Annotated in this window: 20 protein-coding genes; 13 read left to right on the top strand and 7 right to left on the bottom strand. The window is 64.0% G+C overall.

Annotation, left to right across the window (positions count from 1 at the left end; genetic code table 11):
• Positions 1–104: 104 nt before the first annotated feature.
• The 6 genes from prsT to R3E49_RS11480 all read left to right on the top strand — a co-directional run bounded on the left by prsT (position 105) and on the right by R3E49_RS11480 (position 6,689).
• The gene (gene prsT, locus R3E49_RS11505; RefSeq protein WP_371295178.1) at positions 105–2,882 is read left to right on the top strand and encodes an XrtA/PEP-CTERM system TPR-repeat protein PrsT; all 2,778 of its coding nucleotides are present in this window, start codon (positions 105–107) and stop codon (positions 2,880–2,882) included.
• Between the two features lie 138 nt (positions 2,883–3,020).
• Complete coding sequence (locus R3E49_RS11500; protein ID WP_371295177.1) at positions 3,021–3,485, top strand: hypothetical protein; 465 nt, start codon at positions 3,021–3,023, stop codon at positions 3,483–3,485.
• Between the two features lie 533 nt (positions 3,486–4,018).
• A complete protein-coding gene (locus tag R3E49_RS11495; protein ID WP_371295176.1) occupies positions 4,019–4,384 on the top strand; it encodes a hypothetical protein in 366 nt (121 codons plus the stop codon).
• A 105-nt stretch (positions 4,385–4,489) separates the two neighbouring features.
• Positions 4,490–4,705: a hypothetical protein gene (locus R3E49_RS11490; RefSeq protein WP_371295175.1), complete on the top strand. Its 216-nt coding sequence runs from the start codon at positions 4,490–4,492 to the stop codon at positions 4,703–4,705.
• Complete coding sequence (locus R3E49_RS11485; RefSeq protein ID WP_290746013.1) at positions 4,702–5,619, top strand: HprK-related kinase A; 918 nt, start codon at positions 4,702–4,704, stop codon at positions 5,617–5,619. Before R3E49_RS11490 ends, R3E49_RS11485 begins: the two co-directional genes overlap by 4 nt.
• Positions 5,616–6,689: a nucleotidyltransferase family protein gene (locus tag R3E49_RS11480; protein WP_371295174.1), complete on the top strand. Its 1,074-nt coding sequence runs from the start codon at positions 5,616–5,618 to the stop codon at positions 6,687–6,689. The genes R3E49_RS11485 and R3E49_RS11480 overlap by 4 nt, the downstream gene beginning before the upstream one ends.
• Here R3E49_RS11480 and R3E49_RS11475 read toward each other — a convergent pair.
• Both R3E49_RS11475 and R3E49_RS11470 read right to left on the bottom strand, forming a co-directional pair.
• On the bottom strand, positions 6,677–8,455 hold the full coding sequence (locus R3E49_RS11475) for a hypothetical protein (RefSeq protein WP_371295173.1): 1,779 nt from the start codon (positions 8,453–8,455) through the stop codon (positions 6,677–6,679). The two genes, R3E49_RS11480 and R3E49_RS11475, sit on opposite strands and share 13 nt — an antisense overlap.
• Positions 8,456–8,534: 79 nt before the next feature.
• Positions 8,535–10,046 (bottom strand): amidase, encoded by a 1,512-nt coding sequence (locus tag R3E49_RS11470; RefSeq protein ID WP_371295172.1) that lies wholly within the window; start codon positions 10,044–10,046, stop codon positions 8,535–8,537.
• Positions 10,047–10,189: 143 nt separating this feature from the next.
• Here R3E49_RS11470 and dinB point away from each other — a divergent pair, with 143 nt between their 5' ends.
• From dinB to R3E49_RS11455, 3 genes are read left to right on the top strand one after another with little or no spacing between them, the layout of a single operon-like run.
• Complete coding sequence (dinB, locus tag R3E49_RS11465) at positions 10,190–11,254, top strand: DNA polymerase IV (RefSeq protein WP_371295171.1); 1,065 nt, start codon at positions 10,190–10,192, stop codon at positions 11,252–11,254.
• Between the two features lie 45 nt (positions 11,255–11,299).
• On the top strand, positions 11,300–12,481 hold the full coding sequence (gene purT, locus R3E49_RS11460; protein ID WP_371295170.1) for a formate-dependent phosphoribosylglycinamide formyltransferase: 1,182 nt from the start codon (positions 11,300–11,302) through the stop codon (positions 12,479–12,481).
• 37 nt (positions 12,482–12,518) lie between these two features.
• On the top strand, positions 12,519–14,045 hold the full coding sequence (locus R3E49_RS11455; protein ID WP_371295169.1) for an AMP-binding protein: 1,527 nt from the start codon (positions 12,519–12,521) through the stop codon (positions 14,043–14,045).
• 6 nt (positions 14,046–14,051) lie between these two features.
• Here the strand turns inward: R3E49_RS11455 and R3E49_RS11450 are convergent, their stop codons facing one another.
• Positions 14,052–14,723: a glutathione S-transferase family protein gene (locus tag R3E49_RS11450; RefSeq protein ID WP_290746034.1), complete on the bottom strand. Its 672-nt coding sequence runs from the start codon at positions 14,721–14,723 to the stop codon at positions 14,052–14,054.
• Between the two features lie 171 nt (positions 14,724–14,894).
• Here R3E49_RS11450 and R3E49_RS11445 point away from each other — a divergent pair, with 171 nt between their 5' ends.
• A complete protein-coding gene (locus tag R3E49_RS11445) occupies positions 14,895–16,247 on the top strand; it encodes an aspartate kinase (RefSeq protein ID WP_371295244.1) in 1,353 nt (450 codons plus the stop codon).
• Between the two features lie 19 nt (positions 16,248–16,266).
• Here the strand turns inward: R3E49_RS11445 and R3E49_RS11440 are convergent, their stop codons facing one another.
• The 3 genes from R3E49_RS11440 to R3E49_RS11430 form a co-directional block, all read right to left on the bottom strand.
• Positions 16,267–17,589 (bottom strand): M20/M25/M40 family metallo-hydrolase, encoded by a 1,323-nt coding sequence (locus R3E49_RS11440; RefSeq protein WP_371295168.1) that lies wholly within the window; start codon positions 17,587–17,589, stop codon positions 16,267–16,269.
• 26 nt (positions 17,590–17,615) lie between these two features.
• Entirely contained in the window at positions 17,616–18,062 is a 447-nt protein-coding gene (locus R3E49_RS11435; RefSeq protein ID WP_371295167.1) for a DUF2721 domain-containing protein, read from the bottom strand.
• Between the two features lie 84 nt (positions 18,063–18,146).
• The gene (locus tag R3E49_RS11430; protein WP_371295166.1) at positions 18,147–18,956 is read right to left on the bottom strand and encodes a glycerophosphodiester phosphodiesterase; all 810 of its coding nucleotides are present in this window, start codon (positions 18,954–18,956) and stop codon (positions 18,147–18,149) included.
• 178 nt (positions 18,957–19,134) lie between these two features.
• Here R3E49_RS11430 and R3E49_RS11425 point away from each other — a divergent pair, with 178 nt between their 5' ends.
• From R3E49_RS11425 to R3E49_RS11415, 3 genes are read left to right on the top strand one after another with little or no spacing between them, the layout of a single operon-like run.
• Positions 19,135–19,581, top strand: coding sequence for a 2,4'-dihydroxyacetophenone dioxygenase family protein (locus R3E49_RS11425; RefSeq protein WP_371295165.1), 447 nt, complete (start codon positions 19,135–19,137; stop codon positions 19,579–19,581).
• 2 nt (positions 19,582–19,583) lie between these two features.
• Positions 19,584–20,780: a cytochrome P450 gene (locus R3E49_RS11420; protein ID WP_371295163.1), complete on the top strand. Its 1,197-nt coding sequence runs from the start codon at positions 19,584–19,586 to the stop codon at positions 20,778–20,780.
• A 35-nt stretch (positions 20,781–20,815) separates the two neighbouring features.
• Positions 20,816–22,672 (top strand): DUF3604 domain-containing protein, encoded by a 1,857-nt coding sequence (locus R3E49_RS11415; protein WP_371295162.1) that lies wholly within the window; start codon positions 20,816–20,818, stop codon positions 22,670–22,672.
• On the opposite strand, the gene R3E49_RS11410 is transcribed toward R3E49_RS11415, so the two are convergent.
• Positions 22,643–25,093 carry a patatin-like protein gene (locus tag R3E49_RS11410; RefSeq protein ID WP_371295161.1) on the bottom strand — a complete coding sequence of 817 codons (2,451 nt, stop codon included), beginning with the start codon at positions 25,091–25,093 and terminating at the stop codon, positions 22,643–22,645. The two genes, R3E49_RS11415 and R3E49_RS11410, sit on opposite strands and share 30 nt — an antisense overlap.
• Positions 25,094–25,132 lie beyond the last annotated feature (39 nt).

Raw genomic sequence — 25,132 nt, 5'->3', positions numbered from 1 at the left:
CGAATTACCTGCCAAAGTGTGAGCCAGTGCCGCATTTGCGCCTTGGCGGCTCCCCTTTCCTGCCTTAGAGTGTGGTAAAGAATAGGATGTTACGAGGCGTTACCATGCATATGTCCGTTGCCCGCAAGCTGTGGCTCCCCGCTATGGCCGTTCTGGCGATCTCTGCCTGCTCCAAACCGCTGACCCACGATGAGCTTCTGGCCCGTGCGCAGCAGTCATTCGCGGAAGGGAAACTGAACGCGGCAGAGATCGACGCCAAGACGGCATTGCAGCAGGACAGCCGCAGCGCCGAAGGGCGTCGCGTATTGGGGGAGGTGTTCCTGCGCCAGCGCGCCATGGCTGAAGCCGCTGTGGAGTTTGAGAAGTCGCTGGAAACGGAGAAGGTCGGTGAAGTCGCGGTGCTGTATGCCGAGGCCCTGATTGGCGCCGGCGAGGCGGAAAAGCTGCTGCAGCACGTCGCTGACCCCGGCTATGCGTTTGCCGCCCAGGAGCCTGCCTGGCTGGCGCTGGTGGCGCGCGCGCAGGCTGCTACCGGTGACACGTTCAGCGCCGAGGAGACCCTGCGCAGTGCCATGGACCTCGCACCGGAGGACCCGCAGGTGCGACTCGCGCAGGCGTTTGTCTCCGTGACCCACACCGGTGAGCGCGAGGATGCGCAGGCTATCCTCAAGGACCTGACCGAGAAACATCCCGATTTTGCTGAAGCCTGGAGCCTCTACGGTAGCGTGCTGCAGGCGCGGGGTGACTATCCGGCGGCGGAGCAGGCCTTCGCCACGGCCAGCTCACTCAATCGCTTCCGCCTCAACGACCGCCTGAGCATGGTGGCGGTGCAGGTGGAGCAGGGCAAGCATACGGAAGCCGCGAAAGAGCTGGAACAACTCGAGAAGATTATCCCCGATCATCCCGGCGTGAATTACGCCCAGGCCCGCATCCAGATCGAGCAGGGCAACGCAAGTGCCGGGCTCGGTGAGCTGGCCAAAGTGCTGAATGTCGCCCCGAGCCACCTGCCGAGCCTGTACCTGGCGGCGAATGCCAACTTCCGCGAGGGCAACCTGGCCACCGCCGAGGACCAGCTGAGCCGCTTCCTTGCGGCGCAACCGCGCAACATCAACGCGCGGCAGATGCTCGCGGCGGTGTACCTGCGTATGGGTGAGCCCGGACGTGCTGAAACCATCACCCGCAAGTTGCTGGAGGAACTGCCCATGAACGTCCCTACGATGAACATACTCGCGCTGGCGCTGACCGCGCAGGGTATGCATGGCGCGAGCGCCGCAGTCTACCAGGACATGGCGTCGGTCACGCCGGAGTCCGCGCAGGTGCAGATGGAACTGGGCACCTCACTGGTGCGATCCGGTGACCTCGACGCCGGTACCGCGGCGCTGCGCGCTGCGCGTGACCTCGATCCGGCGGACGGAGAAATCCGCTATCGCCTGGTGCGTGCCCTCTCCGCCGGCGGTGATGCCGAAGCTGCAAATGCCGAGTTGCAGGCGTTCCGTGACAGCGCGCCCGGGGATCCGCTGCCCAGCGTGCTGGCGGCACAGCTGGCACTGGATGCGGGCGACCGGGCAGGCGCTGCGGAGAACTACCGCGCGGCATTGGCACTGGACCCGGGCAATACCCAGGCCAGCACTGGACTGGCATCGCTGGCGATGCTCAATGATGATTCGGCCGCGGCACTCGCTATTCTCAATGAAAGCCTGGCGGCGCAGCCCGATGACCTCCAGGGCATGATGAATCTGGCGGCCGTGCACGAGCAGCGCGGTGAAACCACCGAAATGGTCGCTGTGCTGGAGCGCGCCATTGCCGCGCATCCGAAGGCGCTGGAGCCCCGCCTGATGCTGGCACGCTTCCAGTTCACACAGCAGCGGCCCGGTGAAGCCGTGGACCTGCTGACCGCGGTGCGCGATGAACACAACGGTGATCCCCGTGTGCACCAGCTATTGGCCGGGGCATTTCTCGCGCTTGACCAGCCCGGTGCGGCAGTGAATGCCACCCGTCGCCTGCTTGAATTGATGCCCGACAACGTACGCGCGCTGCGTCTGGCCGCGCAGGCTGAGCGGGCCAATGGCGACCTCCCGGCGGCGGAAGGCCGCCTGCGTCAGGCAGTGGAGCTGCAGCCGCAGGATGTGGATTCACGCAAGATGCTCGTAGAGGTGCTGTTGCAGCAGAACAAGCTGGCGGAAACCAGCGAGGAACTCGCGCAGCTGCCGCCCGGCGTGGTGCCCGAGTCCCAGCTGAACCTCGCGCGGGGTCGACTGGCCCTGACCCAGGGGGACCTGGACGAAGCCGAGGCGCTGCTGCGCAAGGCGCACGGTGCAGCGCCCTCCAGCAACTCGCTGGTCTTCCTGTCCTCGACGCTGTTGCAGCAGGGCAAGCGAGATGAAGCCTACCGGATGCTGGAAGGGTGGCTGGAAAGCGCACCGGAGGACGTGGTCGTGCTCAACACACTCGGACCACTCTACCTGTCGCAGGGACGGGATGAGGACGCGGCGGGCGTATTCGAAACCCTGCACCGACTGGCGCCAGACGATGTGGTGGCCATGAACAACCTGGCCTGGGCCTATCGTTCATCGAACACTGCGCGTGCGCTGGAACTGGTGCAGAAGGCGCTGCAGAGTGTGCCCGACAATGCCGCCATCCAGGACACCTACGCCATGATCCTGATGGAGAATGGTGACTTAAGCGAAGCACTGGCCGTGAACCAGAAGACACTGGAAGTGGCCCCCGATTCGCCGCAGTTCCGTTTTCACCGCGCCCAGATACTGGCGGCTGCTGAACGGCCCGCCGAGGCGCTGGAACTGCTGGACACGCTGCTGAAGGGGCCCACGTTCCCGGAAGCGGAGGCGGCCAGGGCGTTGGCGCAGAAGCTGCAGGGCCATTGATCGGCCGCTCTCCTGCATGCAGTGCGCGTGCCGGAGTGTACTGTCCAGTTTTTTTACACGGGACCGGGTTGATACTGTGAAGGGGTTTGTAACCATACTTCACTGTTTGGCGGGTCGGTAAGTGTTGTCGCGGGAACGGTGAACCACGCCTCGGTGGACGCGGGTGACTGGTTCGATTTTCGCGGTAGTTCGGCGATTGTCCCGGTCTCCGGGTCGCGCTTCGGAACCGGCTTCGGCGATGGCACGTACGGGCTGGATTTCAGCGGTCTGGGCGGCATCTTCGGCTTTAGCGGCTGGTTCAGCGCCGCAGGGCCCGGTGCGGAGTCCATCGAGTTCTTCGGTGCAGGCAATGAGTCTCTCGGCGTCATCTCCCGCCCGGCTGGTTTCGGCCCCGGCAATGGCACCATGGAGTTCATCAGCGTGACTTCGGACACCGCAATCCAGTCTTTGCTCATCTCCGGGCAGGAGATCGCCTCCGATGATCTGGCCTACACCACGTCGCGCACAGGCTCCACGCCAGTGCCCGTACCCGGCACGCTGGTTTTGCTGGTTCTGGGGCTGATTGGTCTTGGAGCCTCTGTCGGTGGGCGTCGTAAAGCCTAGGCGCGAAACCTGGCGATACATCGCAAATTCAAGAGGGAGGGAGCGCGAGCTTCCTCCCTTTTTTGTGCCTGCGAAGTTTGCGGCGGGAGTCTGAGATTACTCAGGGCGTTGTAAATCTGTGAACCAGTGCGCAGTGTCTCGCGCGAGCCTGTGCTAGTCTTTCTGTGTGTAATTAGCGGTCCATTGGGTGAACGTGTCCTTGGGTTAGTGGCGGGCATTCCAGCTGTCAGCTGTCGAATATTTTTACAGACTGGAGGCCTTGGCCGATAACCTTTGGTAATTAACGTAGAAAAATCAGCGGCTTGCAAATCTGGCTCGGTTTTTGCTTCATCGTGTCGTACGCAGATGGTCGTGGTGATAACAGGAGTAGTGTCGTGGAGAATAATCAAACAGGTGACAAGAGGTCGGTAGACGCCACCCGGCGCCGCCTTTTGAAGGCATCTGCTGCGGCCCCCTTGCTCGCCTCACTCACGCCGAACGCCGCACTCGCCATGTCCAGCGCAGCGCAGTGTGCTGGTGGGAACTTCTCGAACATGAAATCGGCCAGCCAGGGCAACAGCCTGCAGGGCGACACGGCCGTGCGCATGGAAGTCCCCTATTTCCAGAAGCAGGGTCGCAGGGTTTCAGGTCTGGCAAACAATCTGTATGACATCAACGGGGTCTATTACCACAACAGTGGGACCGCGTACGCAACGAACCGCGAAGAGCTTCTGCACCATGGGTATGAGGAGTCAACGCGCCACGTCCTGGTGCTCTTCGACGTCAGCGGCGGCACGCCGGAAATTGTCGGGTACTGGCCGCAGATTCCCGAGTCCAGTTTCGATGAGATGCACGCGACGCCCATGACGGGCTCCTGCTGGACCTCGCTCAATCCGTCAAACCTGCGCGCGTTCAACTGAGTAAGCCTGAAGCCGTTAAAGCCGTGGTAAACTGCGGCGATGCAGCAATGGCAACCCGTATCAGCTGATTCACTTCTCATCGAGCACGTGGGTGATTGTTGCGCCGTGTATTCCGGAGCGACCGGTGACACACACCTGCTCGACGCCCTGCCCGTAGAGGTCCTGAGATTCGTCATAGACTCCGCGCCGTGCTCCGTCCTGGAGATCGCCGCGTTGATTGCTGATGTTGTGGATGAACCTGCGGATGCCTGGGTAGTGCAGGTCAGTGAAGTGCTGCAGCGTCTACGGGCCTTACAGCTTGTCGAGCACGTACCACATTGAAGCTGGGCGAACTCCCCGAAGATGAACTGCGGGCCAGGCTGCGAGCGCAGCACCTGTCTGTCGCCAGCGGGCCCTTTCTGCTGCGCCTGCGCAGCAACATCCCCAGCTTCGCAGCCACCTGGCAGCAATGCTACGCGGAACTCGAGATACTGCCTGATGACACGGTCTGCCATTTTCGCGTTGCGGTAGAACGCCAGCAGGGCGTGCGGCGCTGGTATCGCCCACAGGTGGTGTTTCGCGTAGAGGAGCTGACGCCCTTCGACCCCTATCCGCTGGACCAGGCATTCCCCATGTTCGAGTGGGGTTTGAACTGGTGTATCGCCATGTCAGCCCACGACTACCTGATGTTGCACAGTGCGGTGGTGGAGCGCGATGGCTGTGCGGTGGTGCTGCCGGCGCAACCGGGCTCCGGCAAGAGCACCCTGTGTGCCGCGCTGGTCGGGCGTGGCTGGCGCCTGCTGTCGGACGAATTTGGTATTCTGCGCCATGCGGATGGCTGTTTCCTGCCACTGCCGCGAGCTGCTCCCCTGAAGAACGCCTCGATCCCCCTGCTGCGCGACTTTGCGCCACACCTCGGTTTCGGTCCCCGCTTTGACAAAACCCGCAAGGGTGATGTGGTGCATATGTTCCCGCCATCAGAGAGTCTGCAGCGGCAGGCGGAAGCCGCCCGGCCGCAGCTCATCGTGTTCCCCCGCTATGAGGCCGGTGCCGCCCTGCAGGTGCAACAGCAGGCGCCGGAAGTGGCCATGACGCGCCTGGTAAACAACTCCTTCAATTACCGTGTGAGCGGTGCGCAGGGTTTTCGCTCACTCTGCAGGCTGGTGCGCGAGTGCGCCAGTTATCAGTTGACCAATGGCAGCCTGGATGACGCTGTGGCCGCCATCGAACGCCTGGTACAGGAGCGCCGGTCTTGAAGGCGCTGATTGCCGTGTTGCGCGACCCGGCGAGTGCCCGTCACTTCACCCCAGCCGATTGGGAAGCCTTGCTGGGCGAGGGGCGGCGCACCCGGATGCTGGCGCGTGTGCATCACCTGCTGGCGCAGAGCGTGCCCGATCTGCCCCAGCCTGTGGGGGCTCGGGATATGCTGTCCGGCCACGCACACTACGTTGCCCATATGCATGTGCTGGTGCGCAACGAACTGCGCCGGATTGGCGCCGTCGCCGCACAGGTGGATTACCCCGTGATACTGCTGAAGGGGGCGGCATACCTGGCGGCGCAGCTGCCACTGGCGGCGGGCCGCGGGCTCAGCGATATTGATGTGCTGGTGCCGCGTGATGCACTGGATGATTTCGAGCGGCGATTGCTTGCCGCCGGCTGGGAATTTGATCCTTCCCTGTCTGCCTATGATGATCAGTATTATCGGGCGTGGTCGCACGAACTGCCCCCCATGCGCCACCCGGATTCGTCACTGGAACTCGATGTGCACCACAACCTGATTCAGGTGACCAGCCGCAGCGCTCTGGAGGCGGCACCGCTGATCGCTCGTGCCCAACCGGTGGCGGGAACGCCGTTTCATGTGTTGGCAGCACCGGACAGGGTTCTGCACAGCGCGCTGCACCTGCTGATGAGCGATGAACTGCGGGGAGGCATTCGCGATCTTTACGATATTTACGCGCTGTGCCGACTGGCGGCTGCGGAGGATGCCGGCTTCTGGGATGATCTGGCTGCACACGGGCGTGCACTGCAGCTGCTGCGGCCACTCTATTATGTGCTGGCTGCCGCCCGGGAGCTGTTCGCCCTGGAGGTCCCGGAGAGTGTCTGGTCAATGGTGCGGGAGGCGCGGCCGGCGTATCCTGTCGATCGTGCGATGAGCACCCTGATACGCTGGCACCTTGCGCCGCGGATCGACCAGCCCTGGCGCACTGCAGTGGCCGAGCAGGTGCTGTACCTGCGCTCACACTGGGTACGCATGCCACCGGGGATGTTGCTGCGCCATCTTGCTCACCAGAGTCTGGTTGCCCTGCGTGGACCTCAGGGCCTGTAGTCAATCCCGCCTTTCTCCGCGACAGCCGCCTCAGGCGGCTCCGCAGCCAGTAACCCCTCGCGTATCTCAAACTGGCTCATCCCGGAACTGAATGCCATCTGCTTGCCCAGGGTGACTGTGCGTTGCTCCTGACCGCGCTGCAGCAGCAGGTGATGCCCGGGTGCAAAGCCGGTGCGTGGTGTAATGATAGTCTCCCGGCCTTGCGACAGGCGATTCGGCGGCAGGATCATGACCCGGAGGGAAGCGGCCTGGCTGGCGCCGTCGCGCAAGGTCTGGCACGCCCAGGATTCCGCGCGAGAGGCCAGCACTTCCACGCCGGTGGTCGTGCTGCTGGCGTGGCGCCGACGGGTCCAGCGGACGACGCCAAGCAGCCAGGGATCCTTCTGGTCTCTGCGTAAGCAGAGTAGCTCCCCATTGCGCACGGTGCCGGGTGCGTTTGCGCCCCAATCCAGACAGTAGCCTCCGGGGCTGGCGTCCACCGTGGTGACGCGCACGATGCTGTAGTTGGCGGGCAGTTCGGTGGGCGCTTCCCGTTCCGTTCGGGCCCGGGCCAGAACGTTGATGCTGCCGTCACGATTCAGCGATGAGTGGCTGCGGTCGGTGTCGTGTGTGGCCGCCCAGGGGTCATCGTCCTTGCGCTCCACCAGAAAGGGGTTCTCCTTGCTGTTGCTGGCAGACCGGTTGCGGGGCTTCTGCACCAGGTCCTCAAGCGTGCGCTCGCCGGCGAGATGGAAGTGTGCCGCACTGAAGCCCAGCACGGCTTGCAGGGGTTCGCTCACGATGACTCGGCGATTTGCCCGTTCCCGCTCGCTACCCAGGCAGTCCAGCAGGTGGTCCAGCAACGGCAGGGGCACGCGGGTTTCACCCAGCAACGCGGCACTGCGGCTTGCCTTGCGCGCCGTATCCCTCGCTCTTGTTGCTGAGGCGATAAGGTCGGAGGTGTCCAGTAACCGCACCTGCTTGCCTGACACCGCCATGCTGCTGCGATAGACCGGGGGGCTGGCGCCATTGAGGTCGACGGCAAACAGGCCCTCGGCCTCTGTGCCGGGTCGCAGCCGGCAGCCGGCGACTGACTCTCGCAGGGCGGCATGCAACACGGCAATGTCGCTGCGCAGCAGTTGGCCGGTCTGGCAGCAGGCGAGAAGCAGCGGCACCAGCCAGGTATTGCGAATGCTGCTCTCCCCACCACCTGCCCCGGGTACCATCAGCTCCGTCAGCCGGTAGCGCTCTCCCAACAGGTAGGCCTGGTGCAGCGTCGACCAGGTGCGTGACTCGATGGGCAGCTGCAGGTTGAGCGCCAGCACCACCTTGTGCGCCGCGTAGTGCAGGGCATGCTCCAACGCCTCGCAGACCAGTCTGGCGGGCGCGCGGCGCGTAATCCTGGCGGGCTCCCGCGCGGCCTGCATGACGCAGATGGAATAGGCGGTGCAGGCCAGTCCACCGATCTGGTCGGACAAAGTCGCCAGTGCCTGTAACCGCGGTGCCATCACCAGGGGCTGATTGACCAGCATGCGGTCGAGCAGGGTCAGCGTTTGGGTGAGGCTTGGCCGCAGGGTTTCCAGCAGTTCGTAGCGGAGTTCCGGATCCACTGGCGCGCGATTGAGCTCGTTCAGTGTGTCGCGCAGTGTCTTTGCCACACCCGAGGGATCCGCCATCGGTAGCGCATCGCACCACGCGGCCGCGGCCGACAAGCGGGTCGCAAAACGGGTGAAGGGAGCACCGTCTTGCGGAGGGATGCGAAGTTCTACAGGAACAGGTGTACTCATGGCGCGGCGCTTGTCGGTAGTCTGAAACCAGAGTACCGCAGGGCAAGCAGCGCGCGCCAGATCGCTTAGGTGATGGGGTTCACACCTTTGGCAATCGGTTGAACCAGGGCGCTGCTTTTTCCAGTTGCCCGGCGAGTTGGAACAGCAGTGCTTCCTCGCCGTAGCGACCCGCAAACATAACGCCAATCGGCAGGCCGTCGGCGCTCCAGTGCAGCGGCACCGACATGGCGGGCTGCCCGGTTGCATTGAACAGGCTGGTGAAGGCCGATACACTGATGGCGGCCTGCTCGTAGGGCGCCTTTTCCTGATTCAGGCTCAGTTCCCCAAGTTTTGCTGGCGGGGTGGTCAGGGTGGGTGATAGCAGCACATCGTATGTTTCCTGCAGCAGCGCCACATCCCGCGTTATCCGCTCAATATCCTGCATCGCCGCGTAGAGTTGCTCGGCGCTGTTGTTGCGATCAGCCTGGTAACGCTCCCAGATCAGTGGCTCCAGATCGTTCTCGGTGACTTCCCGCCCCAGCGCCCTTTCCCTGGCGCGAATCCGCTCGACCGTACCGGCGGCCATGATGGGTCCGAAGGCCGCGAAAAAACGTCGCGGATCGACGGGCAGCGCCACTTCTTCAACGGCGTGTCCCAGCCCACTGCAGAGGGTTGCGGCATTGCGTGCGGCGCTGATGCACTCTGCATGCACGGGTGTGTGAGTGAGTGGCGTAGTGACCAGGCCAATGCGCAGTCGCCCCGGCGCCTGTTGCGCCGCCTGGAGGAAGCTGCCTGCGGGGGGCGGTGCGATCACCGTCTGTCCCGGCTCGGGGCCGCTGGTGGCGTCAAGCAGCGCGGCGCTGTCGCGCACGCTGCGCGACACGGCATGTGTGACAGACATGATCGACGACAGCGTGCGCGGCCCGGCTGGCACCCGCCCGCGACTGGGCTTCATGCCGAACAGGCCGCAGGCGGATGCGGGGATGCGAATGGAGCCTCCGCCGTCAGTCGCATTGGCGATGGGCAGGATGCCGCCGGCCACCGCCGCCGCCGCACCGCCCGAGGAGCCACCGGCCGAGTGTGCCAGGTTCCAGGGGTTGCGCGTGTCGCCGAAGAGAATGGACTCGCTGCTGCCCGTGCCGCCGAACTCGGGGCTGTGGGTCTTGCCCATGATGACGAGCCCTGCTGCCTGGTACCGTGTGACCACGGTGCTGGTGTAGTCGGCGACATTGTCGCGGAAGAAGCGCGAACCCTCGGTGGTGATCGTGCCTTCAAGCATCATGCCCAGATCCTTGAGCAGGAACGGCACGCCGCGGAAGGGGCCGTCCGGCAAGGGCCCGGCAGCGACAGAGCGCGCTCGATCGTACAGGGTTTCCACGATGCAATTCAGGGTGGGGTTGACCGCGTTGGCGCGCGCAATCGCGACCTCAAGCACCTCCGGGGCGGAGACGTCCCCGCTGCGCACCCGTTCGGCAATGTCCAGCGCGTCCCACTGTTGGTAGTCTGCAAATGACAGCCCGGTGGGCGCGCTGCGCAGGGCGGGTGCGAGGGCTGCCGTGGTGGCGGCGAGCAGGCCCTGTTTGATGAGTGTGCGGCGGGATGGGTCGTCCATTTCGGGTGTCCTCGGTAGCAGTGTTGAGGCAATATAACCCAGAGCTGTGACATGGAGGGTTCAGTTTATTGTTCCGGTCTGGCCGTTTCCAGAGTTCACCAGCGTGGGAGCAAACACTGCTGCGCAAGATAGTTCACATCGATATGGACGCGTTTTTCGCCAGCGTTGAGCAGCGCGATAACCCGGCCCTGCGCGGCCAGCCGGTCGCCGTGGGCGGGTCCGCCGAACGCGGTGTGGTCGCTGCCGCCAGTTACGAAGCGCGGCAGTTCGGCGTGCGTTCCGCCATGCCTTCGGTGAGCGCGAAACGGCGCTGCCCGCAGCTGATCTTCGTGAAGCCGCGGTTTGACGTGTACAAGGCGGTGTCGCGGCAGATTCGCGCGATTTTCGCGCGTTACAGCGGTTTGGTGGAGCCCCTGTCGCTGGACGAAGCCTATCTGGACGTGACTGAAGATCGTCTGGGCATCGGGAGTGCTATTCGTGTCGCGGCGAGTATCCGCAGGGATATTCTCGCGGAGACCGGGTTAACGGCGTCCGCCGGCATCAGCTATAACAAATTCCTGGCCAAGGTCGCGTCGGACCAGAACAAGCCCAACGGGCAGTTTGTGGTACTCCCGGAGGACGGTGCGGCGTTTGTGGCCGCGCTGCCGGCGCGACGTTTTTACGGGGTGGGGCCCCGCACCGCCGAGCGCATGGCGCAGTTGGGTATCCACACGGGTGCGGATTTGCGGGCCCAGAGCCTCGGCTTTCTGCAGCAGCATTTTGGCAAGTCGGCGCTGTATCTGTATCACGCCAGCCGCGGCGAGGATGATCGACCGGTGCGCCCCGATCGGGTACGCAAGTCGGTAGGGGGTGAGCGCACCTACGCGCGCGACCTGCAGTCCAGCGCCGAGTTGCATGCCGCGCTGGACGAGATCATCGACATCGTCTGGCAGCGGGTCGCACAGCAGGGCGTGCAGGGACGAACGCTGACCTTGAAGATGAAGTACGCGGATTTCCGCCAGGTCACCCGGGCGCGCTCCCTGCCCGCGCCGATTCTCGAGCGCCAACAGTTCGATGAAGTGGCGCGATCAATACTGGGGTGCCTGCTGCCAGTGCCGCTGGGGGTGCGCCTGCTCGGCCTCAGCCTGTCCGGATTTGAGCCACCCTCAGGGTCCCTGGCCCCTCGGGTGGCGGAACCCACTCCGGCGCAATATCCGCTGCAGTTCTGATCACGGATGATAAACTGCGGCTTTTCAGGACAGGACGCACCCGCCATGACCACAATCGGAACTCCCCTGACGGCCCAGGCCACACGCGTGATGTTGCTGGGCAGCGGCGAACTGGGGAAGGAGGTGGCGATTGAACTGCTGCGCTTCGGTTGCGAGGTGATCGCAGTGGACCGCTATGCCAATGCGCCGGCCATGCAGGTGGCGCACCGGTCGCACGTGGTGAACATGCTGGACGGCGCAGCGCTGCGCGGCCTGATCGAGCGGGAACGTCCGCAGCTGATCGTCCCCGAAATTGAGGCCATCGCCACCGATGAACTGGTGGCGATGGAGGCCGAAGGCTGGCACGTCGTGCCCTCTGCTCGCGCCGCGCAATTGACCATGAACCGCGAAGGCATCCGCCGCCTGGCGGCGGAACAACTCGGCTTGGCAACCTCGCCCTACCGTTTTGCGGAAACGCAGGAGGAGTACGCCGCAGCCGTGGCCGAGATCGGCATGCCCTGTGTGGTGAAGCCCATCATGTCCTCCTCCGGCAAAGGCCAGAGCACCGTGCGCACCCCGGACGATGTGCAGGCAGCGTGGGACTATGCGCAATCGGGCGGACGCAGCGGTGGGGGCAAGCTGATCGTCGAGGGTTTCATCGATTTCGACTATGAAATCACGCTGCTTACCGTGCGTCACCGCGATGGCACCAGTTTCTGCGAGCCCATTGGCCATCGGCAGGAGAAAGGCGACTACCGCGAGTCCTGGCAGCCCCAGGCGATGAGCGCTGCGGCGCTGGCGGACGCGCAGCGCATTGCGGCGGCGGTGACCGGTGAACTGGGTGGTCACGGGCTCTTCGGCGTCGAGCTGTTCGTCAAAGGGGACACCGTCATCTTCAGTGAAGTCTCCCCGCGACCACACGATACGGGCCTGGTGACCCTCATTTCCCAGAACCTGTCCGAGTTTGCCTTGCACGCCCGGGCGATCCTCGGTTTGCCCATACCGCTCATTCGCCAGTGGGGGCCCTCAGCCTCTGCGGTGCTGCTGGTGGCGGGCGATTCCAGGGAAATGCGCTATGCCAATCTCGCCGAGGCGCTGCGCGAACCGGACACGGACCTGCGGCTGTTTGGCAAGCCGGAGGTGCGCGGTGAGCGTCGTCTTGGCGTGGGCCTGGCCCGTGCGGACAGTATTGAGACCGCGGTGCAGAAAGCGCTGCAGGTGACCGCTGCCATTAAGGTCAGCCTGTGACGGCGGTCGGCACCCCGCGAGTGCGACGCGCGGCTGCATGAGCAGCGAACCGATACCCGGGGCAGCGCGGCTGCATGAACTGCTGGCCCTGCAGGCGCAACGGCAGCCCGAGGCCACAGCGCTGTGGTGGCAGGGCAGGGCAATCTCCTATGCGCAATTGCAGCAGCGTGTGACGCAGCTGGCGCGGCGTCTGGCCAGCGTGGGTGAAACGGGCGAGCGCATCGGCGTGCTCGCGTTCAATGGGCCCGAATTCCTCGAACTGATCTACGCCGCGGCCGCCAGTGGTCGCATCCTGGTACCCCTGAACGCGCGGCTGGCCCCCGCCGAGTGGGTCTATCAGCTGGAGGCTGCCGGCGTGAGCCTGCTGTTTGGCGATACGGCATTGCTGCAGGCGCTGAGGGCGCATCCGCAAGCGCCGTCCCTGCCGATGGTGGACTTGCAGGACGCCTACCGTGGCTGGGTTGGACAGGGACCGCAGGCGCCGCTGCCGGTTACCGGGGCGGCGGATCCGGTATGGATTCTCTACACCTCGGGTTCCACCGGGCGGCCCAAGGGCGCTGTACTCACCCACCAGTCTTTCCTGGCGGGTCTGGCGTCGGCCGCCCTGGCGCGCCCCGTCTTGCCCGGCGATATCTTCCTGTACCCCTTCCCGCTGTTTCACGTAGCGGCGCACAATGTGCTGTTGCAGCACCAACACGGTGCTGCGGTGGTGCTGTTGCGCGCATTTTCGTCGGCGGCCACCCTTAGCGCCTGCCGTGAGCTGAACGTCACCACGCTGTCCCTGGCGCCCACGATGATTGCCATGCTGTTGGACGATCCCGCGTTTTCCCCGGCAGACCTCGCGTCGGTGCGCACGATTGGCTACGGTGCATCGGCCATGCCGGAAACGCTGTTGCGGCGTTTGCTGACGGAAACCGGTGTGGGACTCTGCCAAAGCTACGGTATGACCGAGTTGTCCGGCAGTGCGGCCTTTCTCACGGTGGAAGACCACCAGCAGGCAGCGGCGGGCCAGCCCGAGCTGCTGCGCACTGTGGGCAGGCCACTGGCCACGGTGCGGGTAAAGGTGGTGGATGAGGCGGGTTGTGAGTGCGCGACGGGCGTGGCCGGCGAGATACTGGTAAGGGGACCGCAGTGCATGCGCGGCTACTGGCAACAGCCTGAGGCCACTGCCAGCGCGCTGGTGGATGGTTGGCTGCATACCGGGGATATCGGGCGCTTCAACGAGCAGGGTTATCTGAGTATTGTCGACCGCAAGAAGGACATGATCATCAGCGGTGGCGAGAACGTGGCGTCACGCGAAGTGGAAGAAGCCCTGCGTCTGCACCCCGCCGTGCGCGACTGCGCGGTGATCGGTTTGCCGGATCCGCGCTGGGGGGAGCAGGTCGCGGCAGTGGTGGTGCTGGATGGGGCAGCCAGTGACGAGGAGTTGGCTGCCCATTGCCGCAGCCTTCTCGCAGGTTACAAAACCCCGAAGGCCTGGCGTCGCGTGCAGGCGCTGCCCCTGAACGCAGCCGGCAAGGTCGACAAGCCAGCGTTGCGGGCCGGGGGCGGCGCGCCGCGGTAACCTCGACTATTTTGCGCGCTGTATCGCCTTGCTGACGTACGCCATGAAATCCGTCATATTGGCCGCCTGGTCCGCGTCCACCTGTTTCGACACGGGCTCCTCCGCCATGCGTGCGTCCCACTCAGCAAGGCCGGGCACAGCGGGCAGAATGTCCCACTGCAGCTGGCTGGGGCCTACCAGTTTGGGCATGGCCAGCGCATAGCGCAGGTAGATGTCAGCGAGTGTCAGCTCTTCACCGCAGACCCAGGGTGAAAACTGCGCCAGCTGAGTGAGGCTGGCAGTGCCCTTGTCCAGCGTGGCGCGCACTTCGCCTTTGACCGCGTCGGATACCGGTGCATTGGCCAGTACGGCGGGCAGCAGCCGTCGCGCGGCCAGTTCCAGGTAAAGCTCCGCGACCTTCATCACCTGCCGCACCCGGGCCCGCTGCTCCGGGTCGGCGGGCAGCAGGGGCTTGTTCGGATAGGCGTCCTCGATGTACTCCAGCAGCACGCTGCTTTCCGAGAGCGCGGTCCCCTGCTCGGTCGTCATGGCGGGCACTTTGCCTGCCGGGCTGACTGCGAGCAGCTCGGGGGAACCCGGATAGACCAGGTGCTCGGTGAAGGGTACTCCCTTGAGTAACAGGCTGTGCTTGACGATGTTGTAGTAGTTGCTGGCCGAGAAGCCGTGCAGTGTGAGCATGCTGTTGTCATCCTTGCAGTTCATTGTTGGCTAGCCGAGTGTACGCGTAGTGGCCGGCTTGAGGCCAGCGACCTGCTCTTTAGCTCTGCCCCGCCTATCCAGTAAACTGTGCGGCTTTATCGCACCCCACGCCGGCGGTGCGTCAGCGATGGGGTCGAGGCAGTGACGGAAATGGATCAGGCGGTTGTGGCGCGTGAGGCAGCTGTACCGCGTATTGTATGCAAGTTTGGTGGGTCCAGCCTGGCGAGTGCCGAGCAGTTGCTCAAGGTGCGCGCGATTATCGAGGCTGACCCGCGGCGCAGTATCATCGTGCCGTCAGCGCCCGGCAAGCGTGACCCAGCCGACACAAAAGTGACCGATCTGCTGTATCTGTGCCATCACGCGGCGAGCATGAACAGCGATTTCAGTGCACCGTTGGCACAGATTACCGAGCGTTTCACGGCCATCGAGCGGGAGCTCGGCATGCAGCCCATGATTCAGGTTCACCTCGAGCGGTTCCGCGACCAGCTGGCCGCGGGCGTCAGCGCCGATTTTGCGGCCTCCCGCGGCGAGCACTTCTCCGGCCTGTTACTGGCGGCCTGGCTGGGTGCCGAGTTTGTGGAGCCGGCGGAGTGCGTGGTGATTGGTGCCAACGGTCTGGTGGATCCTGCGACCTGGCCGTTGCTGGGCGCGCGCCTGGAAGACAGCGCCCGTCGTTATGTCGTGCCGGGTTTCTACGGGCGTGATGCCAGCGGCGAAGTGCGTACCTTCTCCCGTGGCGGCTCCGACGTCAGTGGTGCGGTTGCCGCGCGTGCGGCGCATGCCTCGCTGTACGAAAACTGGACGGATGTGTCCGGCCTGCTGATGGCCGACCCACGTATCGTGCCCAACCCCCGGCCCATGGCTGAGGTGACGTACGCGGAAATTCGTGAGCTGTCCTATATGGGGGCGAGCGTGTTGCACGAAGAGGCCATGGCACCCGTACGGGAAGTGGGCATTCCGGTGAACATACGCAATACCAATGAGCCAGACCATCCCGGTACACGCATTGTGGCCGAGCTCTCACCGGAGGTTATCCAGAGCACGCAGATCGCCGGGGTCGCGGGCAAGGCGAGCTTCGCCATGATCACCATCGGCAAGCACCTGATGAATCGTGAGGTGGGGTTTGTCTATCGCCTGCTGGGGGTGCTCGAGCATAACGGCATACCCTTTGAGCACTGCCCGTCCGCCATTGACAGCGTCAGCGTGGTCGTGGAGGCGCGCTGGCTTGAAGGGCGCGTTGATAGCCTGCTGGATGAAATTCGGCGCACACTGGAACCGGACGAGCTGGAGTTTGTGCCGAACATCGCCCTGATCGCGATTGTCGGCGAGGAAATGGCGCGCACACCGGGCATTGCGGCCAAGGTCTTCGGCGCGTTGGCGGCCGCGGGTGTGAATGTGCGGCTGATCAACCAGGGCGCATCAGAGTTGAACATCATTGTGGGGGTCGCACCGGAGGACTACGCGGCGGCGCTGCGGTCAATCTACAGTGCTTTCGTGGGTTAGCGGCTGTCGCGTCCTGGCGTCATTCAAGCCCTAGCCGATAGAGCAGTACGGCAGCGCGCTTGGCCTGCAAAGTCAGTGCCGGCAGGTAGCCGGTTTCATTCACCGTGTGGCCCTCCGTGCCGCTCATGCCGAGGCCGTCGAGGGCCATGTCGACATGCGCCGCCGCGAAGGCGATATCGGCGGCACCGGCGCGCAACGGGTTGACGGCCGTGACCGGCCCAAAACCCAGGTCCTCGCTGACCTCTGAGTACAGTGCAAGCAGCCGCTGGTTGCCCGCCGAGGGCGCCATAGGGGGGTAGCCTTCATCAAAGGTGATTGCCGCGCTGGTGTGTGGCAGATGCTCCGCAACAATCGCCTGCATGCGCGCCCTGGCGCGTACCAACTGCTCTGTCGAGAGCGCGCGAATATCGCCGTCCACGAGCGCGGATTCCGCCACGACGTTGCTCTTGCCGTAGGCACTGGTGGTGTTTTCCGCGGGTTCGTCGCGCAGCGTGGTGCCGCCGGCAATGCGCCCGGGGTTGAAGGTCAGATACTGTTCATTGCGCAGTACACTGTCATCGTGGAAGGCATTGAGAATGCGCGCCGCCTCGTAGATTGCACCGGAGCCAATGTCCTCCCGGAAGACCTGGGATGAATGGGCCGGAACGCCGGTGACCCTCAGTTGCCAAGCCACGCTGCCCCGGCGCGCAACGTTTGCGGTGCGGTAGTCGCCATCCCCGTTCTCGAAGCCCAACGCAATGTCGGCATGACGCGCTGCGTCCACCAGCGCCTGCTTGGACTGGGCCAGCGGCTTGCCGCTCAGCTCTTCATCCCCGGTCAGCACAACGGTGACGTCCAGCCGCTCCAGTGCGCCCGTTACACGCAGTGCCGCGAGCGCCTGCAGCATAATCACATTGCCGCCTTTCATGTCGGCGATACCCGGCCCGGTGGCATGGTGCTCGTCGATACGGGTAAAGCGCTGGAACGGGCTGTCCGGCTCGAACACTGTATCGAGGTGGCCGATCAGCAGCACCTTGCGCCGCGCCTCGGCACCGGTGTGGCGAGCCACCAGGTGGCCCGCCCGCTGAAAGCCCGCACCGTCTATCCATTCCACGGCGAACCCCTCCCGGGCAAAGGCTTCCCCGAACAGCTCACCCACGGCGCGTACGCCGGACAGGTTCATGGTGCCGCTGTTCATATTGACGCTGCGTATCAGCAGGTCCAGGGCGGCGTCCTCCTGCCGGTCGATGTGGGCCAGCAGGCGCTGCTCAACGGGGTCGGGTGTCGCGGTCAGGGCGTGGGTGGACAGTGCCCAGAGCAGTGACGCTGCGCCCAGCAGGCCGGTACGAAAAACAGTCTGCACAGTGGCTCTCCTTATCAACGAGGTCATCAGTCGCTGTACTCCAGCCCCGCAACGAGTACCCGGGTAGCCAGCTGCACCTCCTTGAGGAACAGCACCAGTGCCACGATCAATAGCAGCAGGCCCAGCACAAAGGCGATGACCACAAAGGTTTCGATGTGTATTGCCAGAAAATCACCGATGAACAGGCTGACCACAACAATACACACCATCAGGGCAGAGGCGGTGCACATGCCAATGGACCAGTTGATGATCCTGACCCGTCGCCACAGAGTGCGTAACTCGCGGCTGGCCAGGGCCAGCTTGTGTTCATCACTGAAGGTATTCGCCCGGCGCTCCAGCACCCTCGCGCGATCGACAATGCGTCCGAGTCGTCCTGACATCACGTTGAGAAACCCGGCTATCCCGGCCAGCAGAAAAACCGGGGCAACGGCGATCTGGATAATGCTGGCGAGTGCAGTGACGGATTCTGCCATGTCTGTTTCCTGCGGCGTGGTGAGGAGTGCGGGGGTCATTCTGCGTCAGCGGGGTTACTCAGGCAAACACCCTGCCTGAGTTTTTTAAGCCGCTTTGCCCGGCGCTTGAGCATTCTCGCTGTCGATGAGAGCCTGCAGCATCAGTGCGTGATCGGTGAAAATCCAGTCTGCGCCTCGATAGACTTCGCGACGCAGCGCGCCTGCCCGGCTGACGAAGCCGGTGCCGACCCGCCGCCCGCTGGCCTGCAACTGGCGCAGGCGTCGGCGCCCCAGCAGTGCGAAGGACCCGGCGACTGCGCCGTGGCCGAGGGCCGCGTTCTCCGCAATGATGCGGCGGGTGTTCATCCAGGCGACGTCGACACAGGCGGCGCGTGGCACAGTGGGAAAGCCCTCGAGATGGTCGGGCACCAGCGACAACAGGTGGAAGTCGCGCACCGGCTGCAAGTCTGCCAGGCAGGACAACACACGCGTCGGATACTCGGGGCGCTGGCGCCATGATTCCTTGAGCTCGAGCATAAGGTGCACGTGCCCGGCGAGGTGGTGAACGAGTTCGGCAAGGGTCGGAATTGCGGGTACCTCGGTGCGCAGTCTGGCCAGCGTACACTCGGCAATCACCAGGTCGGGTCTTGCGTGCAGGCGCCCGCAATGGGGATCGTGATAGATCACCGGGTGCCCATCAGCCGTGAGCCGTACATCGGTTTCCACTGCCCACACGCCAGCCCTGGCACACAGTGCAAAGGCCGCGAGAGTGTTTTCCTGCGGGAGCCCGGGGCCGTGCGCCCCCCGGTGTGCGACGAGTTGTACCTCGCGGCCGCGCAGCGAAGTCCGGGAGCCCGGAGCCAAAGTCCACAGGCTGTTGGCGAGGCTGTTCAGAAGGCTGCTGAGGCTGGGCATGTTGATCCTGTGTGCGGGGGACTGGCTCAACGATACGCGCTCCGGCGGGGCTGTCCAGTGGTGCCTGGGTGTTCATGTCCGCACTTGTTGACAGCACAGGCAAGCAGTATCCTCGGCTAATAAGAGTTAGTCGCCAGTAACATCGTCGCCATCCAACAGCACGCAGCGGAGCCTTGCCATGGACATGCCCCTCGCCGTACACATCGGTAACAACGATCTGCCCTTCGTCGACATCGGCGATGGCAGCCGACTCAAGGTGCTTCAGGTGAAGCCGGATGAAGGCATCTGGGTCATTGAGAATATTTTCCAGGCGGGCTACGAAGTGGAGACGCACCGCCACACCGGGCCCGTGTATGGCTTCACAACCAGTGGTGCCTGGAAATACAAGGAATACGATTACGTGAACCGCGCGGGCTCATTCCTCTATGAGCCCGCGGGCTCGGTACACACACTGCAGTGCATCGAGGACAACACTCGGGTGTGGTTCCACATGACGGGCTCCAACATCAACCTTGATGCCGCGGGCAATATCACCTCGGTGGTGGATGGTGCACTCACCCTGGCGTTCTACCTTGCCATGTGTGAGCAACAGGGTCTGCCGCGACCCAACGTGCTGATGGGGTGACTATGGAAATCGACATTTACAGCCCCGACAGCTATCTGCACGGTATCCCCCACGCACAGTTCGCCTGGCTGCGCGAACACGCACCGGTGTACTGGCATCCGCACCCGGACGGAGGCGGCTACTGGGTGTTGAGCAAACACGCCGACATCGTTGCAGTGTCGCGGGACTTCAAAACGTTTTCAGCCCAGCGCGGCTTTGTCATGGTGGACGATATGCCGCCGGACATTCTCGGCATGGTGCAGAACCAGCTGCTCGGCATGGATCCGCCCAATCACGGCCCGATTCGCCGTGCCGTTATCACGCGCTTTACCTCGCGGCGCCTTGCCGAGCTGGAGCCTCGTGTACGGGAGATTGCGCGACGTATCATGGCGGAGGCGCAGTGCGGCAAGGAAATCAACTTTGTCGACGATCTGGCGGGTGACCTGCCCACCGCAGTGATCTGCTCCCTGCTGGACATCCCTGAAGACATGTGGCCGCAGATACGTCGCTGGTCTGACGTCCAGACCTCCGGGTCGGATCCGGATCTGGGCGGTACGCCGGAAGAGGTGACACAGGCGTCCATCGATATGGGGACCTACGGCTATACGCTGGCGGCACAGCGTCGCGATGGCAAGGGCGAAGACCTTGTCTCGCTGCTGGTCAATCAGGAGATCGACGGGCACACGGTGTCGGAGATGGAGTTCGCCTCGCTCTTTGTGCAGCTTGCCGTGGCCGGCAACGAGACCACTCGCGGCCTGATCAGCTCCGGCATGGATCAGCTGTTGCGCGCCCCCGGACTGTACCGGCATCTTGCATCCAATCCTGGCGCACTGCCACTTGCGATAGAGGAGATGCTGCGCTGGACCTGCCCGCTGCATTACTTCCGCCGCACTGCCACCTGCGATACGCAGGTGCGCGGGCAGCCGATTCGTGAAGGTGAGCGGGTTGTGATGTTGTACAGCTCGGGCAATTTTGACGAGGAGGTGTTCGCCGATCCGATGCGTTTTGATGTGACGCGCTCTCCCAACCCGCATCTCGCCTTTGGCCACGGCATTCATCTGTGCCTCGGTGCCAACCTGGCGCGCATGGAAGCGCGAATTTTCTTTGAGGAATTTTTTCGCGCCTTCGCCGGCATAGAGCGTACCGGAGAGCCGGTGTTTATCCGCTCCAACAGTATTCACGCTTTCAAACAGATGCCGGTTCGTCTGCAAGCCGCCTGACCAACGGCCAACCAGCAAGATAAAAGGAAACCTGCATGCGTCACGCCGTCTTTCTCGCTCTGTTGCTACTGCCTGTCGTGGCCAGCGCCCAGGAGAAAACCCTACTGTGGGGTGACACTCATCTCCACACCACCTATTCCTCCGACGCCTTTGCCAACAACAACCTGCTTGCGGACCCGGACACCGCCTACCGTTACGCGCAAGGCCTTCCTGTGGTGCACCCGTATCACGGCGCACGCCTGCAGATCGAAACGCCGCTGGACTTTCTCGTGGTGTCTGACCACGCCGAGTACATGGGCGTGATTCGCCATCTTTATTACAGCGGCTCGGACGGTGTGAACCTGGGCCTTGTCGACAGGCTGAAAGCGGATTTTGTCGGCTGGCTGCTGCGGCGCCGAGTAGACGAGGGGCGCGGCCGTGATCTGTTCATGTCGGTCTTGCCCAAGTCCACCGACGATCCTCGCGAGGCTGCCATGACTCTGCGCGTTGGCTCCAGCATGATACCGGACATGCCATCAGTGGAAGCCGATACCTGGCGGCAGATTGCCGAGACCGCTGATCGCCATAATGAGCCCGGGCGCTTCACGGCACTGATAGGTTGGGAGTGGAGTTCGATTCCCGGCGGCGCCAATCTGCATCGTGTGGTGGTGACTGATGGGGATGCGCGCAGCGCGCGCAAATACCAGCCCTTCGGTCTGGATGACAGTCAGTACCCGGAGGACCTCTGGCGTTGGCTGGCTGTCACCGCGCAGGAGACCGGCGACGATTTCATCGCGATTCCGCACAACTCAAACATCTCCAAAGGCTTCATGTTTGACGACACCACGCTGCGGGGTGAGCCGTTGACCGAAGAGCTGGCCAGCGTGCGCAGTTACTGGGAGCCGGTGGCGGAGATTACGCAGATCAAGGGGGACTCGGAAACGCACCCCGCGCTGTCGCCCGACGACCCCTTTGCGGAGTTTGAAAACTATCCGTTCTACATTCAGCAGGGCGCAAGCGATTACACGCCTGCCGTCGGTGATTTTCTGCGCCCGGCCCTGCTGCGCGGGCTGCAACTCGAAGCCGCTCTCGGCGTGAATCCTTACCAGCTGGGGTTCATCGGCTCCACAGATTCCCACACCAGCCTGTCCTCGGCAGAGGAGGATAACTTCCACGGTAAATTGGCCACCGACTCCATACCGGCCAACAAGCAGAATCGCTGGGCAGAGGAGGAGGGCCCCAGCGGCTGGGCGATGTCGGCCTCAGGGCTTGCTGCAGTCTGGGCGGAGAGCAACACGCGAGAATCCATTCTTGAGGCTCTACGCCGGCGGGAAGTCTATGCCACCACAGGACCGCGTATCGGCGTGAGACTGTATGCGGGTTGGAACCTGCCCGTTGTTGGAGCGGATAGCGCGGAGGACTGGCAGGCAGCAGCGGCGGCGGGTGTGCCCATGGGCGGCGAGCTGCCCTCGGCGCCCGCAGACAACGGTCCGCAGATTCTGGTGCAGGCCTCACGCGATCCCGTGGGCGCCAATCTGGACCGGATTCAGGTGATCAAGGGCTGGATTGATGCGGCGGGGGTCACTCACGAGCGCATTCATGATGTTGCCTGGTCCGATGCACGGGAGCCGGATGCAGCAGGCGTGCTGCCCGCTGTCGGCAATACGGTAAACCTGGCGAACGGAGCGTGGGACAACAGCATCGGCGCACCGCGCCTCGCCGCGCTCTGGCAGGACCCGGACTTCGATCCGGCACAGGCCGCGTTCTACTACGTGCGCGTACTGCAGATTCCGACACCGCGTCATTCGCTGCTCGATGCGCTGGCACTCAAACAGCAGGAGGCCGAGGGTTATCCTTCCACCCTGCAGGAGCGAGCCTACACGTCACCCGTCTGGTACCGACCGGCCCGTTGAGGGCGCATCGGAGCGGCTCCCCAGGTCGCGGGCGCTGGCCTCCAGCTCAGTGATCATCTCACTGATATAGGTGAGGTGGGGGGCTTCGGCACGCAGTATGGCGAGGAACAGCCGGCGCTTGTAATCCTGCAGGTCGAGGCCGGCGGCGACCGCTTCTGGTGCCGCACTGCCGACAATGTCGACCAGCCGCTCCGCGGCGGTGAGGCGCCCCCAGAGGTAGTCGTTCTCGCGAAAGCGCCGTGAAAAGAAGGCGCCAAAATTGCCGAACTGGACGCCCTTGAGGATATCCCGCGCGCCGCCATGGCGCAGGCTGTTGGCGTCGTCCACGGCGATACGATCCACCTTGATCTGTTCCAGCGTGTCCATTTGCCGGCTCTGGCTCATCGGGTAGGTCAGCACGTCGTAGTGGGCGAAGCCCAGGTAGCTGGTGAGCACCTCGCGAACCAGATGCATGGCGCCCGCCGCCTGGCACCAGTGTGCCAGCTCGTTCTCCAGTGCCGTATCGAACTCGACCAGGTTGAGCCGTTCCCGAACGCGCACCAGAAAGGCGTTCAGGTGATCATCGAGGCACTCTTCTCCCGGGCGTTCCAGGTGGGCTCCGCGCCAGTCCATGTGCTCGCGCAGGGTCTCGGCGCGGCCGTAGAGCCGCAACTTGAGTTGGTCGAGGTGCTCCCGATAGCGGGGAATGCGCAGGGTGTCGGGGTCGGTATACAGTTCATTCGCGCGGCGGATGAGCAGCATGACCCGCCGCAGCCGATGACGGATATCGTAATTGCGCAGGAACTGCACCCAGGGGGTTGCCTCCTGAAAGCGGGCGCTGCTGGCGGTGTCGCCCATGGGTCGGATGCGTGTCATGCGCGCCCAGGCCTGGAGCCGGGTAACGGCTTCCGCACGGGTGAGTCCACGTGTGCTGCGCTGGAAGAGCTCCGCCAACTCATCCAGCAGCCCGAGTACCTTCAAGCGCGAGTAGCCTTCATAGGCGTAGCCGGCATCCACGGCGGCGCGCATATTGGCCTCCTTGCCCCAGGCGGCAATGGTGGCCGCAGAGGGAGCGCTATTGAGCGTATCGTCCAGTTGGTTGCCGACAGTTGCCAGCACCTGTGCGCGCACACCATCGGCGACCTCACGATGCAGGTGTACGGTATTGTTGAACTCGGCGATCCATTCCAGGTCGTCGCGAATCGGCTGGTGGCGCGGAATGCTGGAGAGCGCGCCCAGCAGGGTGGTGAAAAAGCCGGGCGCCTCGCGGGCAGTTTCGCGTTCCGGCTCCGGATTGGGCTCCAGGTAGACCAGTCGACGGTCCGTTTCCCGGTGCGCCGGATGGCGCTGTACAGCGTCCAGCGCAACTGAGACCGGCTTGTTCATCAGTACGCTGCCGTCGATAAAGGCCGCCTCGTCTGCGCGCTCGCCCGCGCGCCGGGCGCCGCGCAGCTGGCGTGTGATAAAGGCATTGCGACCCTCCCAGCGGGTGCTGCGCTGCTCCAGCACCGCATCCATCTCCGCCAGGCGCAGCGGCGGGAAGGCGCCAGGAAAACTGCTGGTGGCGCGCGCTGCAAACGCCAGCGACGGGAGATGATCGCGGCCCAGCGTAGAGGGGTGCAGGTCGCGGTTCTGATTGAACTGGTGGTGAAAGTGGAAGGTGTGGCGGTGTTCGCGTTCGCGCACCGTCGCGGGGTCGTGCAGCGGGATAGTTTGCGGTGAGCCCCAGAAGTCCGTGGTGGTAACGAACAGCTCCAGTGGCAGTCCCGGCGGCAGCAGCGACTGGCAGCCGTCGGCCTGCTCCTCGCCCAGTGCTTCCAGGGCATCGAGCATCATGTTGCTCATTGTGGAGCCGGAGAAGGGTGGCTCGAACCAGCGGGAGCGCATGAACAGTGACAGGTTCCGCAGCACTTCCGGATCTTCACGGGTGATGCCCGCGCGTCGATTGTGGCGTCTGCGCAGTAGCCCCGCCAGCCAGAACAGTGGGCGCATGTAGAGTTTTGAGAGCCGCGAGGGTCGCGCGGCGGGGTCCAGCAGTGCCTCGATATCGGCAAGATCCAGCCATAGCCTGCGATGCGCGTCCAGCGAGAGGTCAAAGGCCAGCGCGCGCGCCAACATGATCCCGTTGATGCCGCCAGCCGATGCACCTGCGATCACGTCCACCAGTACCCGCAGGCGCACGTGGCCACCAATCTGTTGCAGCAATTCGAAGTAAACGGTTTCCGTGTCCAGTTCGCCGCGGTGCGGCGCTGCATCAATGTAGCGCGCGTCAGCCGCCGACTCCTCTGGCACAGCGTGAAACGCCCTTGACGCCCGCACGAGCTTGAGGATTTCGCGTGTCACGCCATGCATATACACAGCGAGCGATACGCCGCCATAGCACACCAGGGCCAGCCGCAGCTCCCGTTCGGGTGCGGCGTCGGGTGCATCTCTGGCAGTCATGTCGGCTCCTCAAACGGGTAGCAAAAAGGGTTTCGCGAA

The organism is Haliea sp., from assembly GCF_041395985.1.
Classification (GTDB): domain Bacteria; phylum Pseudomonadota; class Gammaproteobacteria; order Pseudomonadales; family Halieaceae; genus Haliea.
The sequence above is the reverse complement of the archived record's forward strand: the minus strand, read 5'-3'. Positions and strand labels throughout refer to the sequence as shown.